The organism is Gordonia sp. PDNC005, assembly GCF_016919385.1.
Classification (GTDB): domain Bacteria; phylum Actinomycetota; class Actinomycetes; order Mycobacteriales; family Mycobacteriaceae; genus Gordonia.
In genome coordinates, this window is record NZ_CP070351.1 from 1,485,102 (window position 1) to 1,500,179 (window position 15,078).

Annotated in this window: 15 protein-coding genes; 7 read left to right on the plus strand and 8 right to left on the minus strand. The window is 67.2% G+C overall.

Annotated features, from left to right (window positions below; translation table 11 throughout):
• Positions 1–3 precede the first annotated feature (3 nt).
• Complete coding sequence (locus JVX90_RS07040; protein WP_205331669.1) at positions 4–1,671, plus strand: AMP-binding protein; 1,668 nt, start codon at positions 4–6, stop codon at positions 1,669–1,671.
• Positions 1,668–4,850, plus strand: a complete 3,183-nt coding sequence (locus JVX90_RS07045; RefSeq protein ID WP_205331670.1) for a carboxyl transferase domain-containing protein — start codon at positions 1,668–1,670, stop codon at positions 4,848–4,850. Before JVX90_RS07040 ends, JVX90_RS07045 begins: the two co-directional genes overlap by 4 nt.
• A 56-nt stretch (positions 4,851–4,906) precedes the next feature.
• On the opposite strand, the gene JVX90_RS07050 is transcribed toward JVX90_RS07045, so the two are convergent.
• Positions 4,907–6,415, minus strand: a complete 1,509-nt coding sequence (locus tag JVX90_RS07050; protein WP_275889947.1) for an RNA polymerase sigma factor — start codon at positions 6,413–6,415, stop codon at positions 4,907–4,909.
• A 22-nt stretch (positions 6,416–6,437) separates the two neighbouring features.
• Positions 6,438–7,274: a polyphosphate--glucose phosphotransferase gene (locus JVX90_RS07055; protein ID WP_240194087.1), complete on the minus strand. Its 837-nt coding sequence runs from the start codon at positions 7,272–7,274 to the stop codon at positions 6,438–6,440.
• 56 nt (positions 7,275–7,330) lie between these two features.
• On the opposite strand from JVX90_RS07055, the gene JVX90_RS07060 reads away from it, so the two are divergent.
• Positions 7,331–8,227: an inositol monophosphatase family protein gene (locus JVX90_RS07060; RefSeq protein ID WP_205331672.1), complete on the plus strand. Its 897-nt coding sequence runs from the start codon at positions 7,331–7,333 to the stop codon at positions 8,225–8,227.
• A gap of 10 nt (positions 8,228–8,237) precedes the next feature.
• On the opposite strand, the gene cei is transcribed toward JVX90_RS07060, so the two are convergent.
• Positions 8,238–8,885, minus strand: coding sequence for an envelope integrity protein Cei (gene cei / locus JVX90_RS07065; RefSeq protein ID WP_205331673.1), 648 nt, complete (start codon positions 8,883–8,885; stop codon positions 8,238–8,240).
• 320 nt (positions 8,886–9,205) lie between these two features.
• Between cei and JVX90_RS07070 the strand changes: the two genes are divergently transcribed.
• Positions 9,206–9,505: a DUF4193 domain-containing protein gene (locus JVX90_RS07070; RefSeq protein ID WP_205331674.1), complete on the plus strand. Its 300-nt coding sequence runs from the start codon at positions 9,206–9,208 to the stop codon at positions 9,503–9,505.
• A 37-nt stretch (positions 9,506–9,542) separates the two neighbouring features.
• Here JVX90_RS07070 and JVX90_RS07075 read toward each other — a convergent pair whose 3' ends face one another.
• Complete coding sequence (locus JVX90_RS07075) at positions 9,543–10,037, minus strand: DUF3093 domain-containing protein (RefSeq protein ID WP_008379203.1); 495 nt, start codon at positions 10,035–10,037, stop codon at positions 9,543–9,545.
• A gap of 42 nt (positions 10,038–10,079) precedes the next feature.
• On the opposite strand from JVX90_RS07075, the gene dut reads away from it, so the two are divergent.
• Entirely contained in the window at positions 10,080–10,604 is a 525-nt protein-coding gene (gene dut, locus JVX90_RS07080) for a dUTP diphosphatase (protein ID WP_205331676.1), read from the plus strand.
• Positions 10,601–11,440, plus strand: a complete 840-nt coding sequence (locus tag JVX90_RS07085; RefSeq protein WP_205331677.1) for a DUF3710 domain-containing protein — start codon at positions 10,601–10,603, stop codon at positions 11,438–11,440. The genes dut and JVX90_RS07085 overlap by 4 nt, the downstream gene beginning before the upstream one ends.
• On the opposite strand, the gene JVX90_RS07090 is transcribed toward JVX90_RS07085, so the two are convergent.
• Positions 11,437–12,144: an alpha/beta fold hydrolase gene (locus JVX90_RS07090; RefSeq protein WP_205331678.1), complete on the minus strand. Its 708-nt coding sequence runs from the start codon at positions 12,142–12,144 to the stop codon at positions 11,437–11,439. The genes JVX90_RS07085 and JVX90_RS07090 overlap by 4 nt on opposite strands.
• Positions 12,145–12,214: 70 nt before the next feature.
• Here JVX90_RS07090 and JVX90_RS07095 point away from each other — a divergent pair, with 70 nt between their 5' ends.
• A complete protein-coding gene (locus tag JVX90_RS07095) occupies positions 12,215–12,607 on the plus strand; it encodes an OB-fold nucleic acid binding domain-containing protein (RefSeq protein WP_205331679.1) in 393 nt (130 codons plus the stop codon).
• Positions 12,608–12,625: 18 nt separating this feature from the next.
• On the opposite strand, the gene JVX90_RS07100 is transcribed toward JVX90_RS07095, so the two are convergent.
• From JVX90_RS07100 to JVX90_RS07110, 3 genes are all read right to left on the minus strand, one after another.
• Positions 12,626–13,063 carry a hypothetical protein gene (locus JVX90_RS07100; protein WP_205331680.1) on the minus strand — a complete coding sequence of 146 codons (438 nt, stop codon included), beginning with the start codon at positions 13,061–13,063 and terminating at the stop codon, positions 12,626–12,628.
• Positions 13,060–14,220: a globin domain-containing protein gene (locus tag JVX90_RS07105; RefSeq protein ID WP_205331681.1), complete on the minus strand. Its 1,161-nt coding sequence runs from the start codon at positions 14,218–14,220 to the stop codon at positions 13,060–13,062. Before JVX90_RS07105 ends, JVX90_RS07100 begins: the two co-directional genes overlap by 4 nt.
• Before the next feature lie 195 nt (positions 14,221–14,415).
• Positions 14,416–15,078 carry a TrkA family potassium uptake protein gene (locus tag JVX90_RS07110; protein WP_205331682.1) on the minus strand — a complete coding sequence of 221 codons (663 nt, stop codon included), beginning with the start codon at positions 15,076–15,078 and terminating at the stop codon, positions 14,416–14,418.

A 15,078-nucleotide genomic window follows, 5' to 3' on the forward strand; every position in this document is an offset into this window, starting at 1 on the left:
CACATGTCCGATGCCCTTGACGCCGCACTCGCGGAGATCACCGCGTTGCAGATCACGAACTGGCCGGAGGAGGTGGGGAGGGAGATCGTCTACCCGGCAGGTCGGGCGACGATGGTCGACCACTTGCGCCATTGGGCGGCGACGCGTCCCGACTCGGTCGCGATCTCGTTCTATGGTCACGACATCACGTACGCGGAGTACAACGAGGCGTCCGACCGTTTCGCGGGCTGGCTCTCATCCGTCGGCGTCATGCCGGGAGATCGTGTGGGCGTGCACCTGACCAACTGCCCGCAGTTCCTCATCGCGATGCTCGGAACACTCAAACTCGGTGCGGTGCACGTGCCGATCAATCCGATGTTCAAGGCATTCGAACTGCGTCATGAGCTCGTAGACGCAGATGTGGCGGTGCTGCTGACCTCTCCTGATCAGCGTGACCTCGTCGACGGAGTCCGCGCCGACACCTCGGTTCGGGTCGTGGCGACAACCGCGGTCGACGAACTCCTGAGTCCTGATCTCGGCCGGGACTGGGCCGACATGATGGCGGCCCAGCGCGCGCCGATCCGTCCGGCCGATCCCGACGCGCTCGCCGCCCTCAACTACACCGGCGGCACCACCGGGATGCCCAAGGGATGTGAGCACACACAACGGCACATGGCCTACACCGCGGCTACCGCGACCCTCGCCTCCGGTCAGCAGATCGGGGAGCCCGACAGCGTCCCGCTGAACTTCCTGCCTGTCTTCTGGATCGCGGGCGAGGACTTCGGCATCCTGAAGTCGCTGATCAACGGGCAGCGAGTGGTTCTCCTGAGCCGCTGGGACGCAGCCGTCGTCGTCGACGCGATCCGGGACAACCGCGTCACCGACCTTGTCGCGACTGTCGACAACTACCTCGAGATTCTTGAGCTTCCCGACCTCGATCCGGCGGCGCTCGCGTCGCTGACCTCAACACTCGCGGTCTCGTTCGTCACCCGACTGAGCCCAGACATCAGGGCTCGGTGGCGGAACGAAGTCGGCACCGTCCTTCGGGAGGCGTCGTACGGGATGACCGAGACCCACACCGCGGACACCTTCACACTCGGCTTCCAGAACGACGACCGCGACCTCCGGGCCGACCCGGTGTTCTGCGGCCTCCCGGTTCCGGGCACGGACATACTCGTCGTCGACGACCGCGGAATCCCTGTGGAAGTCGGCGACACGGGCCAGATCATCGTCCGCAGTCCGTCGATCATGACCAGATACCTCGACAATCCTGAGGCGACCGCGTCGACCCTCGTCGACGGCTGGCTGCAGACCGGCGATCTCGGACGCTTCGACGAATGGGGTGCACTGCACTACCTCGCGCGCACCAAGGAGATGATCAAGATCAACGGCATGAGCGTGTTCCCATCCGAAGTGGAGACGCTGATGCGACTGCACGACGGGATAGAAGCGGTGTCGGTGGTCCCGCGTCCGGACGCTGCCAAGGGGCAGGTGCCGGTGGCGTTTGTGGTGATCGCCGACGGCGGCCCCGACAGAACCGCGCTGGACGCGTGGGCCCGCGAGAACCTGGCCACCTACAAGGTGCCGGAGATCGTCATCGTTGATGCCCTCCCGATGACCGCCACCGGCAAGATTCGGAAAGGCGACCTCCTCGAACGCGCGGCGGCGACTCTGTCGGGCGGTGCGGAATGAAGCTGCTCATCGCGAACCGCGGGGAGATTGCCCTGCGCATCATCCGCACAGCGCAGGAGAGGGGAGTGCACACGGTCGCTGTTCATGCTGCCGACGACGCGGCGACTCCGCATGTCGCCGCGGCAGACGAGGCGTTTGCACTGCCGGGCGAAGGGCCGGCCGCGTACCTCGACATCGAGGCGCTCCTGCGGATCGCCGACTCGACGGCGACCGATGCGATCCACCCCGGGTACGGCTTCCTCGCCGAGAACGCGGACTTCGCCGAGGCGTGCGGCGCGGCCGGGATCCGATTCGTGGGTCCGAGCCCTGCTGTACTCCGCAGGTTCGGCGACAAGCTTCAGGCACGGGCGGCCGCGGTCGACTGCGGACTCGACGTCCTGGCCGGAACGAATGGCGCGGTCGAGTTGTCCGAAATTCAGGCATTCGCGGAGGCAGTGCCGGGCGGAGTCATGCTCAAGGCCCTCGCGGGCGGCGGTGGACGCGGCATGCGGGAGGTCGCTCGAGGCGCTGACTTGGTGCGCGCCTATCGCGGCGCCGTCGCTGAAGCAGAGCTCGGGTTCGGCGACCCCAGGGTGTTCGCCGAAGAGCTCCTGACCGGAGCACGGCACATCGAAGTCCAGGTGATCGGCGACGGCGCCGAGGTGATGGCGCTCGGCGACCGCGATTGCAGCGTGCAACGTCGCAGACAGAAACTCATCGAGATCGCGCCGGCACCCGCACTGTCGGACGAATTCCGCCTCCGCCTGCACTCCGACGCGGCCCTCCTGTGCGCCGCGGCAGGCCTCACCGGACTCGCCACCGTCGAGTTCCTCGTCGCCGCCGACCGAGCAGTCTTCCTCGAGGTGAACCCGCGCATCCAGGTGGAGCACACGGTCACCGAGGAGGTCACCGGAGTGGACCTGGTCGCGGCCGCCCTGGTCATCTCCGAGGGAGGAACCCTCGCCGATTGCGGGCTCTCCGACGGTGTCACCGCACGCGACGGCCAGGTGACGGGAACACCCGCACACGCAACCGGCGCCGCGGTACAGGCACGCGTGAACCTGGAGACCCTGACAGCCGACGGCGCTGCGGTGCCGACGGGTGGACTGCTCGCCTCGTTCAGCCCACCTGCCGGTCCGGGCGTCCGGGTCGACACGTTCGGGCTCCCGGGGCTGGAGACGTCGACCCGATACGACTCCCTGCTGGCCAAGGTGATCGTGCGCGCGCCGAGCCTGGCGGCGGCGGTGGCAAAGGCCGACCGTGCACTCGCCGAGTTCGTCATCGACGGACCCGGCACGACGATCGGAGTGTTGCGCGCAATCCTCCACGACGACGAGTTCCTCAGCGGCCCCGTCGACACGGGCTACCTCGACCGGCGGATCAGTTCGCTCGCTCCGGAGACCGACGAACCCGCCGCCGAGGTCGACCTCGAGCTCGCGGTCGACGAGCGGGCGGCGGTCGCACCCCTGACCGGAACTGTCGTCGACGTCGCCGAGGTCGGCACAGTGGTGCCCGCGGGATCACCGCTGGCGGTGCTCGAAGCGATGAAGATGCAGCACGAGGTGCTCGTCGAGACCGATGTCGAGGTCGTGAGCGTGGGGTCGGCGGTCGGCGGGACGGTGTCGACCGGTGCACCACTCGTCGTCTACCGCGCGGCAGGCGACGGACTCGACCGGGCAGCCGACGCGGACCTCGACATGGACCGGCGCAGGGCAGATCTCGACGAAGTCGACGAACGTCATCGCATGACACTCGACGAGGCGCGCCCGGACGCCGTCGCCAAGCGCAGGCGTATCGGGCGTCGGACCGCACGCGAGAACATCTCCGACCTTGTCGACGACGAGAGCTTCGTCGAGTACGGCGCGCTCGCGATCGCCGCACAGAAGGCCAGACGATCCGAGGAGGACCTGATCGCGCAGACTCCGGCCGACGGTCTCGTGGGGGGTGTCGCGACCATCGGCGCCGATCTGTTCGGACGCGATCGGTCGACTGCCGTGGTGATGTCGTACGACTACACCGTTCTCGCCGGAACACAGGGCTGGCGCAACCACGCGAAGACCGATCGGCTTCTCGAGGTCGCATTGTCGCGCAGTGTGCCCGTGGTCTTCTTCACCGAGGGCGGCGGCGGGCGTCCGGGCGACACCGACTACGACATCGTCGCGGGACTTGACGTCCCGACCTTCCGGTCCATGGCGAAGATCCGTGACCTCGCGCCGTCCATCGCCGTCGTGTCCGGACGGTGCTTCGCCGGAAACGCGGCCCTCGCCGGGGCATGTGATCTCATCATCGCGACTCCAGACGCCACGATCGGAATGGGTGGGCCCGCGATGATCTCCGGTGGTGGGCTCGGCGAGTACCCACCCGAGGCCGTCGGACCGATCGACGTGCAACGTCGCAACGGGGTCGTCGACATCGTCGCCGACGACGAGGCGCACGCGGTCCGCCTCACCCGGCAGGTGCTCGCGTACTTCCAGGGTCCGATCGACGAGTGGACCGCTCCCGACGCCAGAGCCGCGCGCCATGCGATCGGGGAGAACCGGCTGCGTGCCTACGACGTGCACACCGTCATCGCCTCGGTCGCCGACATCGGCTCAGTGCTGGAACTGCGATCCGACTATGCGAAGGGCATCGTCACCGGCTTCCTCCGCGTGGAGGGCCGACCGTTCGGGTTCGTCGCCAACAGCACACTCCATCTGGGCGGAGCGATCGACGCCGACGGCGCCGACAAACTCGCCGAGTTCCTGGAACTCTGTCAGCTCCGCGGGCTGCCGGTGGTCTCGTTCTGCGACACCCCGGGTTTCATGGTGGGTCCGGAGTCGGAGGAGAAAGCCACCGTGCGGCGCTTCTCCCGTCTCTTCTCGGTCGGCGCGAGAATGACCGTTCCGATGGGCGCGTTCATCCTGCGAAAGGGATACGGGCTCGGCGCGATGGCGATGACGGCGGGCAGCTTCCGGGCCACCCAGTTCACCGTCGCCTGGCCGACGGGCGAGATCGGCGGCATGGGCCTCGAAGGGGCGGTCCGTCTCGGATTCGCCAAAGAACTGGCGGCCGTCACAGACGAGGACGCTCGAGCGGACCTGTACAACACGCTTGTCGCCGAGATGTACCGCCGGGGCAGGGCCCTCAGTGCCGCCGCGACGTTCGAGCTCGACGACGTCATAGACCCGGCGGACACCCGCCGCTGGATCGCGACGCTGTAGCGCGCAACAGGAAGTGCCCCGACTCCGCGGAGTCGGGGCACTTTGTTGTCGTGCGATTAGTCGAGGTAGTCGCGGAGCACTTGCGAGCGGCTCGGGTGCCGCAGCTTGCTCATCGTCTTCGACTCGATCTGGCGAATGCGCTCACGCGTCACGCCGTACACCTGGCCGATCTCGTCGAGTGTGCGTGGCTGGCCGTCAGTCAGGCCGAATCGGAGGCGGACCACACCGGCCTCGCGTTCGGAGAGCGTGTCGAGCACATCCTGAAGCTGATCCTGCAGGAGCGTGAAGCTGACGGCGTCGACGGCCACGACGGCCTCGGAGTCTTCGATGAAGTCACCGAGCTGGCTGTCGCCCTCGTCGCCGATCGTCTGGTCGAGAGAGATCGGCTCACGTGCGTACTGCTGGATCTCCAGCACCTTCTCCGGCGTGATGTCCATCTCCTTGGCGAGCTCCTCCGGCGTGGGCTCGCGGCCCAGGTCCTGGAGCAGCTCGCGCTGGATGCGGCCGAGCTTGTTGATGACCTCGACCATGTGCACCGGGATGCGGATGGTGCGGGCCTGGTCGGCCATGGCGCGGGTGATGGCCTGACGGATCCACCAGGTGGCGTACGTGGAGAACTTGTAGCCCTTGGTGTAGTCGAACTTCTCAACTGCGCGGATCAGGCCGAGATTGCCCTCCTGGATGAGGTCCAGGAACGCCATGCCGCGGCCCGTGTAGCGCTTCGCGAGGGACACGACCAGGCGGAGGTTGGCCTCCAGCAGATGATTCTTGGCGCGGTTGCCGTCGCGGGAGATCCATGACAGGTCACGACGCTGAGCGACGGTGAGCTTCTCTCCCGACTCCATGATCCGGCGCATGCGCTCAGTGGAGAAGAGTCCGGCCTCGATGCGCTTGGCGAGTTCCACCTCCTCCTCGGCATTCAGCAGGGCGACCTTGCCGATCTGCTTGAGATACGCGCGGACCGAGTCGGCCGATGCGGTGAGCTCGGCGTCCTTGCGGGCCTGGCGGAGTGCTTCGGACTCCTCTTCGTCCCAGACGAAGTCGCCCGACTTGGCCTCGGCCTCGTCGTCTTTGGCCTTAGCGGCTGCTGTTTTGCGGCCCTTCGCGGCGGGCTTGGCCTCCGCGGGCTCGTCGACGACAAGCTCCTCGTCGGCGAGGTCGATGTCGGCGTCGTCGATGTCCTCGAGGTTCTCGGGACCGTCGACATCGGGATTCTCGTCGGCGGGACCGGCCTTCTTGGCTGCGGTCTTCTTCGCGGCCGTCTTCTTGGCCGCGGTGGTGGTCTTCTTCGCCGCAGTCTTCTTGGCGGCGGCCTTCTTGGCCGGGGCTTTCTTAGCGGCGGCCTTCTTGGCCGGAGCCTTTTTAGCCGGCGCCTTCTTGGCTGGGGCCTTCTTGGCGGCGGGTGCCGCGTCGGCGGCGGCCTCGACGGTTGTGTCGGTGGACTCTGTGGTTGCCACGTACGACCTTTCGACTGAACTCACGGCACGGCTGTGTCCTGAAGAATTGGGACGTGTGGCCGTGGGCGAAGGGGCTAGAGGGCTCGGTTCGGGACCGATGTGTTCCATTGTAACCTCGCGGCCGCCAAGGTCACATGCGCAGACCCTCGTCAACGGCCATCGCTGCGCCTACTATGCCCGCTGTGTTGCGTAGTTCTGCCGCCACGACCGGCGTCTCGGTCGTCAACATCGGCAGCCAGATGTCGGCCTTCGTGCTTATTCCGCCGCCGATGACGAAGAGGTCGGGCGAGAAGATCCGTTCATAGTGCGTGAGCACACGTGAGAACTTCCGCGACCATTTCGCCAACGACCAGCCCTTCTCCTCGCGGACCTTGGCTGATGCGCGGTGCTCGGCGATCTTGCCGCCGATCTCGAGATGCCCGAACTCGGTGTTCGGGACGAGGACGCCGTTGTGGAACAGCGCCGAGCCGATCCCGGTCCCGATCGTCAGGAGTATCACAGTTCCCGATTCGTCGGCCGGTCCGAGCGTGTCTCGCCCGATTCCGAAGCGCAGCTCGGCGAGACCTGCGGCGTCGGCGTCGTTGAGGCCGACCACGGTCCGCCCACCCAGGTGAGAACCGAACAACGGTTGGAGCTCAGCGCCCTCCCACGTGTGATCGATGTTGGCGGCCGACCGCACGACGCCGCTGCGCACGATCCCAGGCACGGTGATCCCGACGGGGCCCGTCCACCCGAAGTGATCGGTGATCTCGGCGCAGGTCCGAGCGACCGCATCCGGGGTGGCGGGCTGAGGGGTGGCGATGCGGTGACGATCGCCGACGAACGAGCCGGTGCGGAGGTCGACGATGGCGCCCTTGATACCGGACCCGCCGACGTCGATGCCGAAGCCGAGGTGAGGGGACGGGGAGTGGCTGCCGTCTGCTCCGAGGTACGTGACGCGTGCTCCACCGGACGCTGCATCGTTCATATCGATGAGACTAGTAGGTGGCGGTGGGTGTCGCCGAGCGCCGTAGACTCGGCTGCGTGACCCGGTCAGCATCCTCGGCGGCAGTCGATGCCGCCGACCTCGCAGTCGTCGCCCGTTCTGTAGCCGAGACCGCCGCCGCGCATGTTCGTTCGCGGCGCACCGAGTTGTTCGCTCCGACCGGGACTGCGCCGGGAAACAACGCGGTGACGTCGAAGTCGACTCCGACGGACCCGGTCACCGTCGCCGACACCGAGACCGAGTCCCTGGTTCGCGAACTCCTGCGTGTTCGACGTCCTGGTGACGCCGTACTCGGCGAGGAGGCCGGAGGCGCACTGAGCGTCCCGGACGGCGTCCGATGGGTCGTCGACCCGATCGACGGCACGGTCAACTTCCTGTACGGGATCCCCGCATACGCGGTCTCCGTGGCAGCCCAAATCGACGGGGAGTCGGTCGCCGGGGCCGTCGTCGACGTTGCGCGCGGCATCACGTACTGGGCGTGGCGCGACGGCGGAGCGTACTCGTGCCTGGGGACTGCCGAGAGCCCCGAAGGCGAGCCGATCCGGCTGTGCGCCAACCCGATCGACGACATCGGCTTCGCTCTCGTCGCCACCGGCTTCGCCTACGCGGCGGGGCGTAGGCGAGCCCAGGGGGCAATCGTCGCGCGCATGCTCCCGCGTGTCCGGGATCTGCGTCGCATGGGCGCCGCAGCTCTTGATCTCTGCATGGTCGCGTCCGGCGCCGTCGACGCACATATCGAGCACGGTCTGAGTCCGTGGGACTGGGCGGCCGGTGGGCTGATCGCCGCCGAGGCCGGAGCGCACGTGGTGCTGCCCGCGCCCGACTCACGGTCGTGCGACGGCGACCCGACGATCGCCATCGCGCCTGGTATCGCCGACGACTTCATGGCGATGCTCGCCGAGATCGGCGCCACCGAGGCGATCCCGGAAGCGTGATCCGCGAGGCTCAGCAGGATTGGCCGTGTACGGCCTCGAGCAACGATTCGTCGACCGGCGACTGCTTCTGCTTCGGCGATGCGACCCGCAGCGCCTCGATGGCCGACTGCGCGTCCTGCGTCGGTTGTGTGGAGGTGTAGTACTCGCCGAGGGCCAGGTCGACGTCGGTGCCTTTACGTCCGTCGTTCACGAGCTGAGCACACGGCGAGACCAGCCAGACGGCGGCTGCGGCGGCCTGACCGGCCGAGCCGAATCGAATCTGGGCGACACAGTTGAGGTCGCGGTCCGGGTACACGGTGTCGTCGGCATACGCCGGATCGGCGCCGCGGTAACCGAGCGAGGCGAGGTCGTCGCTCACTGAGCGGGCCGAACCGCGTGCGGCAGCGGAGTTCAAGACCCGAACTCCGAACGTGCTCAACGCGGCAGGCGCTACGCTCCGCATCTCGGAACTGTCGACGACGGTCAGCTTGGCTCTGTCGGCGAGCGTGCAATCGGTCTGCACTGTGTCGTCGCCGCGGCCGCTGAACGCAAACGCCCACGCGGACACCGCGACGACTGCCAGGACGGCGATCACGATGAGGCCCGGCAGCAGATTCCGGCGCATGAAGGGGCGGCCCTTCGAGTCGGTCGTGTAACCGGTAGCGATTTTCGAGACCACGTCGCCGTGCACCTTCTTCCGTGAGGTCAGTCGGCACCACTCTAGTTGTGCGGCCGTGCCGTTGACTCACCGGCGCGCCGGTGGCCGATCACTGAAATTGTCCCCTGAACGGGTGAATGGCGTGGCTCTCTTGACACGGGTTCAAGTCTCACCTAGAGTACGGGCGCCCAAGGTCATATGCATGGTGACTTATGGCGGGATGTCAGACCACAAGTCTTCCATCCCGTGATGATCTGCTGGCGACGGGAATAATCTCGGCCGATCCAGCGATAAATGACCGGACACGACAAAATACTCCAGACAATCCAGGCAGGCAGGCAATGGCAACTGACTACGACGCGCCCCGGCGGACCAACGACGACGATCTCGCCGAGGATTCGCTTGAGGAACTGAAGGCGCGCCGAAACGAAGCACAGTCCGGCGACGTCGACGTCGACGAAGGCGACACCGCGGAGTCGTTCGAGCTGCCTGGCGCGGACCTCTCCGGCGAGGAACTGTCGGTGCGCGTGGTCCCGAAGCAGGACGACGAGTTCACCTGCACGAGCTGCTTCCTCGTGTACCACCGCAACCGGCTCGCCGAGCAGAACGGCACCGAGCTGATCTGTGTCGACTGCGCCTGAACGTCGGCACCAACGTCCAACAGACGCCGCACGGGACCTAGTCCCGTGCGGCGTCTGTCATCTCCAGGGCCTCGAGGATCTTCTCCGGGTGGCGCGTCGAGACGAGCCAGTAGGGCGTCGGGTCGTCCGGGTCGTCGAGCACGAGCAACACCATCGACTTGATCCAGGAACGGTGGATCAGGAATGCGGCCGGGTCGAGCTGACGGCCCATCGCCGCGCTGCGCTGCGACGGCCCGATCGCGGCGCCGCGCGAGATCACCTCGGCGGGCAGGACTGCCTTGTGCGCATGGACCGCGCCGTCGGCGTCGATCCGGATGTGGGTGCGTCCCATCGACCAGATGCCCCACGCGATCAGGGCTCCCAGCAGGGGATAGGCGACCACACTCCACGACTGCCGGTAGGCGGCGAGTTGGATCTCGTAGCCGAGGACAAGGGTCAACGCCGCGCCGGCGAGCCACCACCACCAGGGTGCGGTGAGTCGTTCGGAGTACCGGTCGGCACGCGAAGGGGCGGTCTTGGAGGATTCCGTCACGCCTCCCAGATTAGTCGGGCTGTCGGCTAGTACTCTGCGGGGGTGACCACGCAGAGCCGAACAACGCAGGGCCGAACGCAGGCGTACCCGCCGCTGCGCATCCGCCGCCTGGACAGTGGACTCCCGCTGCCCACACGGGCCCATCCAGACGACGCGGGTGTCGACCTGTACGCCGCGTCGGATCTTGAACTCGAACCCGGCCGCCGAGCCCTGGTCGGCACCGGTATAGCCATCGCACTGCCTGTCGGCACCGTCGGCCTGATCCACCCGCGGTCCGGTTTGGCTGCTCGCGCGGGTCTGTCGATCGTCAACACGCCGGGGACCATCGACGCGGGTTATCGCGGTGAGATCAAGGTGTGCCTGATCAATCACGACCCGGACGACACCATCTCCATCCGTCGCGGTGACCGGATCGCCCAGTTGCTCGTCCAGCGTGTGGAACTGCCTGACCTCATCGAGGTCGACGAACTCGACGACACCGTGCGCGGCGACGGCGGATACGGCTCCAGCGGCGGGCACGCCGCTCTCACTCCCAGCACGACGAGCGACGAGGAGACGCAGTCATGAGTGGCACCAAGCGGATCGGCGAAGCAGGCGGCCCGTACGACATCAACGACCTCGCGGGCTCGCCCGACGAGCTCACCAACTCGCATCTCGACCTGGGGTCGGTGCTCATGCCGGTGGTCGAAGGCGGTCAGGTGACCGTCGAGATGTCCGGCGACAATCAGCCCGAAGCCGTGTACCTGGTCACTCCCGTGGGGCGCATCGGCATTCACGCGTTCGCTGCTCCGCGCAGCGGCGGACTCTGGCGCGAGGTGGTCCGCGAACTGGCCGAATCGCTGCGTGCGGAGGGAGCTTCAACGTCGATCGAGGACGGACACTGGGGCCGCGAGGTGGTCGCGCGGGTGCCCGGCGGTCACCACCGCTTCATCGGCGTCGACGGTTCGCGCTGGATGGTCCGGCTCGTCGCCAGTGGCCCCGATGAGGGCGACGAACAGCTCGCGCAGCTCGCTCGCGCTGTGCTCGCGGAGACCGTCGTCCGACGCGGCACACAGCCCTTCCCGCCGCGCGACGTGCTGCCGATCGTCCTGCCACCCGTCCTCGCCGAGCAGGTGGCCGCGGCGCAACAGCAGATGGCCGACGAGCAGGGGGAAGGTCTGCGGTCCGAACCGTTGTCCGCAGCACCAGGGCCCACGAGCCCGCAGGCCGAGGGTGACGTCGTGCCCGGCGGCGCCGTCGCGCAGAGTGCGAAGGCGACAGTGTTCACCGAAGACGCTCCGGGCGGTGCTCCGCAACCAGAGACGGTCGACGACGAGGAGTCGCAGGCGCCCGAACCAGTCGATCCACCGAGTGCGTCACGCGGTTCGGCTCTGTCTCGCCTCCGCGGACGTCGCCGGCGTTAGGTAGCGTCCGTCGCCGCTGCGGCCCGCCACGCACGGACGCACGCGGCGCCGAGCAGAGTCTCGTTCGGCCCGAACTCGGTGAGCGGAGTCTCGACGACGGCGCCGCGAGGTGCAGCCGACGCCCAGGCTCGTCCGACATCCGCGGGATGGAGCGGATCGTCGGGGGCGACGGCGACGCCGAGCGGGACGCGCAGACCTGCGATGTGGTCCAGTGTCGGACAGACGAACTCGGAGGCCGCCCGAAGCTGGGCGACGAGGCCTCGCGGATACAGCGACCGCCAGGAGCGGGCGAGTTCGGCACCGAGCCAGCCCGGACTGCCGTCGATCATCGCGGCCACACTGTGTTCCAGTCCGTTGTCCTCGATGGCGTCGGCGGTGATGCGCGCCGAGAGGGACGCGAGCGAGTCGCCGGGCGCGCCCGACCACGGCGGAAGCGCGGCGAGCACACCGTCGCAGCGTTCAACGTGTGCCGAATCTCTCGCCCACGCCACCGCGATGGCTGCACCGATCGAGACGCCGCCGACGATCACCCTGCCCGAACGGCCCGCGATCGCATCCAGCCTGGTCAGGTAGCTGTCGACAAGGTCTTCTTCGGGCTCTAGGCAGTGCAGTTCGGCTCCGATCGAGGCGGCGTGCGGAGCGAACACCCGGTGGACGAAGTCGGCGTCCGACCCTGTGCCCGGCATCACGATGACAGTGCGCATACAACGATCTTGCACGGGGAGTAGGGTGAGGGCGCAAACGACTTCGACGGGGTACGCCCGGAGGATGGGAATGACGAACACCGGTCTGCTCAAGCGGCTGAGCAAAATGCTCACCGAGGACCTCGAGGACATCGAGGACGAGCGAGTACAACGTGAGTGTCAGGAGGCCAGTGCACAGCACGCCACCGGCGCTCAGCCAGCCCGCGAATGCACTCGCGGCGCCCAAGCGGTCATGATCGGCGAGCTACGCTCGGTCGAGACGTGTTCGCGCAACTCTCACAATGGAGTGCGCGCCGAGTTCTTCGACGGCACCGACACAGTGATCCTCAAGTGGATGGGCCGCAACCGCATCCCGGGTATCGAGCCGGGCCGTCGCATCACTGTCCGCGGTCGTGTCGCGAACGCCGACGGCATGAAGGTCGTTTACAACCCGGAGTACGAACTCCACGCGGCAGACGAGTAGGGGCCTCCCGACGGCGGTTCACGCGGACAGCAGACTCGCACCGGCGACGACGAGCGCGACCACCTTGATCACCTCGAGGCCCACGTACCAGAGATGCGCGTGGCTCCGGGTCTCCGACACGTCGCCCGGTTCCGCCAGTACGGCATCCGACCTGCGGTTGAGCGGGGGACGTACCGCGAGCATCTGAATCATGAGTGTGGCGACGGCCACTGCTACGGCGACCACAGCGGAGCGCGTCCACCCGTCACCGACGAGCATCACGACCACCAGAACGATCGACCACACCGCCTCGACGGCGTTGAGAGCGCGGAACACGAGACGACCGATTCCGAGTCCGAGCGGGATCGTGATCCCGGGCGCGCGAAACTTCAACGGCGCCTCGATGAACGAGATCACGAGGACCATGCCCAGCCACAGGAACGTGGCCGCAGTCGCGAGTGCGTGACCGAATGTCACCGGACGCCGCCGAAGGTCTCGAAGTGGATCCGATCGGCTGGCACGTCGCGCCCGACCAGCGCGTCGCGGACGGCACTCATGAAGCCCGTCGGACCGCATACGAGTGCGGTCGCCGATGAGTCGACCGGGACGTCCGCCAGATCGATGAGCCCGATGCGGGTCCGCGGTTCTGCGCTGACCCCGTGCTCGTACCACTGGTACAACGTGCCGCCGGGAAGCTGTGCCACCAGTTCGCCGAGTTCCCCACGATGGGGCTGACGTGCGCGTGACCGGTCGGCGTGCATCACCTGCACCGGCCGAGTGTCCCCGGTCCGGACCAGATGATGCAGGATGCCGATCATCGGCGTGCAGCCGATGCCCGCCGACGCGAGGAGGAGGGGCCGGTCGTCGTCGGGGAGGGTCAGGTCTCCGAACGGAGTGCTCACAGTCAGATCGTCACCTGCGAAAGTGTGCTCATGCAGCCAAGATGACACCTCGCCGTCGAGTTTGACGCTGAATCGCCAGGTCGGCGCGTCTGAGGCGCCGGTCAGGCTGTATTGGCGAATCTGGTGTGCGCCGTCTGCGAGCGGAACTTGAACGGACACGTACTGGCCGGGAGTGAAGCTGGGCAGCGCATCGTCGTCGCGTGAGACCACCGTGAACGACACGGCGTCCGGGGAGATCTGGTCGCGCTCTACGACGCGCACCGTGCGCCACACCTCGCCGGGGGCGACGCCGACAGTGGAGTACAGCTCGTTCTCACGCCTGATCAGGACGTGGGCCATCTCCCAATAGAGTTCGTCCCATGCCGCGGCGACTTCGGGTGTGACGGCGTCGCCGAGGATGTCGACGATCGCGGCGAACAGGTGCTCGTGCACGATCGGGTACTGACCGGCGACGACGCCGAGCGACGCGTGCTTGTGCGCGATCCGCTCGATGATCGTCCGCTGGAGCTCCCGGTCCGGCTCGCATTGCAGGCGGGCGAACGCCGCGATCGACCCGGCCAAGACCATCGGCTGCGAACCGTTCTTCTGATTGGTGCGGTTGAAGAGGTCCGACAGGAGTTCGGGGTGGGCGGCGAACATGCGTCGATAGAAGTTCTCGGTGATTGCGCCGAGGGCGCCCTCGACTGCAGGCAGTGTCGCTTCGAGCGTGGTGCGGGTGTCGTTCGAGATCATGTCCTTCAGGACTCCTTGCTAGTCGATCCGCGGGAGCGGAGGCGACGCGCGGGCCGCCCGAATCGATCTGAGCACGAAGGCGAGCAAGGGCACTACGGAACGTGTTGCAGGTCGCATGACCTGCGACGATGTCGGGACAATCGGTCCAATGCCCTAGGGGCGAAAGTCCCTACTACGACAAGTAGTAGTTCGCGGTCACACCGGGAGCTGCATCACGCGGTGCAGCTCTGCCTCGGATTCCTCCGGAGCGACGAAGACGAGCTCGTCGCCGCCTTCGAGTGAGTCGTCGGGCTGCGGGACGATCACTCGCTTGCCTCGAATGATCGCGACGAGTGCGACGTCGTGCGGGAGATGCAGCCGCCGGACGGCCTTGCCCGCGAGGGGAGTGTCGTCCGGCAGGGTCAGCTCGACGAGGTTCGCCTGTCCTTGACGGAATGTCATCAGTCGGACGAGGTCGCCGACCGAGACCGCCTCTTCGACGAGCGACGCGAGCATTCGCGGTGTCGACACGGCGACGTCGACACCCCAGTCTTCGTTGAAGAGCCATTCGTTCCGCGGATCGTTGACTCGAGCGACCACGCGGTTCACCGCGAACTCGGTGGTGGCGAGGAGGCTCACGACAAGATTCGCCTTGTCGTCGCCTGTCGCAGCGACCATGACGTCGAACGTCTGCAACCGGGTGCGTTCGAGGTCGTCGAGCTCACACGCGTCGGCGTGGACCCAGACGGCACCTGCAACGGCCTCTCTGTCGATGTGCGACGGGTCCTTCTCGAACAGAGTCACATCGTGCTCGTTGAGCAGCAGTTCCCGGGCGATGGCTCGACCGACTGCGCCGGCTCCGGCGATGGCGACCTTCAC